This is a genomic window from Micromonospora globispora (genome assembly GCF_003857015.1).
Taxonomy (GTDB): Bacteria; Actinomycetota; Actinomycetes; order Mycobacteriales; family Micromonosporaceae; genus Micromonospora; species Micromonospora globispora.
The window spans coordinates 1-1,465 of the sequence record NZ_QGGF01000708.1 but is presented as its reverse complement, the minus strand read 5'-3'; the positions used below and the strand labels follow the sequence as shown (position 1 = coordinate 1,465).

At 69.6% G+C, this 1,465-nt stretch carries 1 protein-coding gene; it reads left to right on the top strand.

Annotation, left to right across the window (positions count from 1 at the left end; translation table 11 throughout):
- The first annotated feature begins 361 nt into the window (after positions 1-361).
- Positions 362-1,204 (top strand): PhzF family phenazine biosynthesis protein, encoded by an 843-nt coding sequence (locus tag DKL51_RS32660; RefSeq protein ID WP_109943719.1) that lies wholly within the window; start codon positions 362-364, stop codon positions 1,202-1,204.
- Positions 1,205-1,465 lie beyond the last annotated feature (261 nt).

Here is a 1,465-nt window from a genome sequence, read left to right as displayed (position 1 = left end):
GCCGCGGGCGGGGGCTCTGCGGTGGGGGCGTGCCAGAACGCGGCGGTGTTGCCCGACGGTGCAGGCAACGCCGCCGCCAGGTCCCAGAGGGTCATCTCGCGCCGGTCCGCGGCCAAGGCGAGGCGCGGAATGCGCGCGATCACCGCCCGGGCGTCGGTCGTCATGCGCTCGAACACAAGAGATCTTTCTACCCGACGCAGGTCGGTGGGTGGAAGGTGCTGCGCGGACCGTGCACTCATCTCGGCATGACCGCGCGACCAGCGGCAGAGGCGGATGTCTGCGGCCGAGTAGTGGCTTCGCGGGCCATGAGGCGTGGATTGGCCCTCGTTTCTGACGGTCCGCCGCGCTTACGGTCGTGATCATGGAGATCCTGCGCTACGCGGCGTTCAGTGCCGATCCGGCGGGCGGCAACCCGGCCGGTGTCGTACTCGATGCCACTGGGGTCAGCGACGCCGAGATGCTGCGCGTGGCCGCTGACATCGGCTACTCCGAAACGGCGTTCCTCGTGCCTCACGGCAACGGGCGCTTCGAGGTGCGCTACTTCAGCCCGCTGGCCGAGGTTCCGTTCTGCGGCCACGCGACCATTGCCTCGGCAGCCGCCTACGCCCAGCGTCACGGTCCGGGGGTCCTGCACTTCGACACCCGGGCTGGCCTGGTCGAGGTTTCCACCGACGTGACGCCGGACGGCACGATCACCGCAACGCTGATCAGCGTGCAGCCGCAGACCAAGCCCATCGCTGCCAGTGATCTCGCGGCGCTGCTTGAGGCGCTGGGCTGGGCACCAGGCGACCTCGATGCGACGCTGCCGCCGCGAGTCGCCTTCGCCGGCGCCTGGCACCCCGTCGTGGCCGCCGCAAACCGACAACGGCTCGCCGACCTGGACTACGACATGAACGCGCTGGCCACGCTGATGGCGCAGCGCGACTGGACGACCATCGACCTGGTGTGGCGAGAGTCGTCTCAGGTATTCCACTCGCGCAACCCCTTCCCACCCGGCGGCGTCGTGGAGGATCCCGCCACTGGCGCCGCGGCGGCGGCTTTCGGGGGCTATCTACGGGAGCTAGGGCTGGTCGCGCCACCCGTGACTGTCACCATGCACCAAGGCCAGGACTTGGGCCGTCCCAGCGTGCTGACCATCGGGATCCCCGCCGAGCCGCGAACCGGCATCGCGGTGACCGGCACCGCCGTCGCCCTTGCCGCATAGCGAAGTGGACACTGCGCTACCGATTCGGCGCCTGTCTGCGAGTTCCTGCTGGACGACTCGGTCAACGCACTGATCTCGGCACGTCGGCGCGCCCCACCCGTAGGCAGCCGGCCGCGCTCCGCGATGCGCGGTCCGCGGCTACTTAGAGACTTCCTGCAGGATCGATGTCCGGCCAGACTCGGTCCAGGTGCTCGGCGAGACGCTCCCACATTGCGGCTGCCCACCGGTGTCATTGGTGTGGCTCTCTCATGGCCTGCGGTC

Coding starts and splice junctions, on each gene's coding strand:
- DKL51_RS32660 (WP_109943719.1), top strand. CDS start 362: ATGGAGATCCTGCGCTACGCGGCGTTCAGTGCCGATCCGGCGGGCGGC.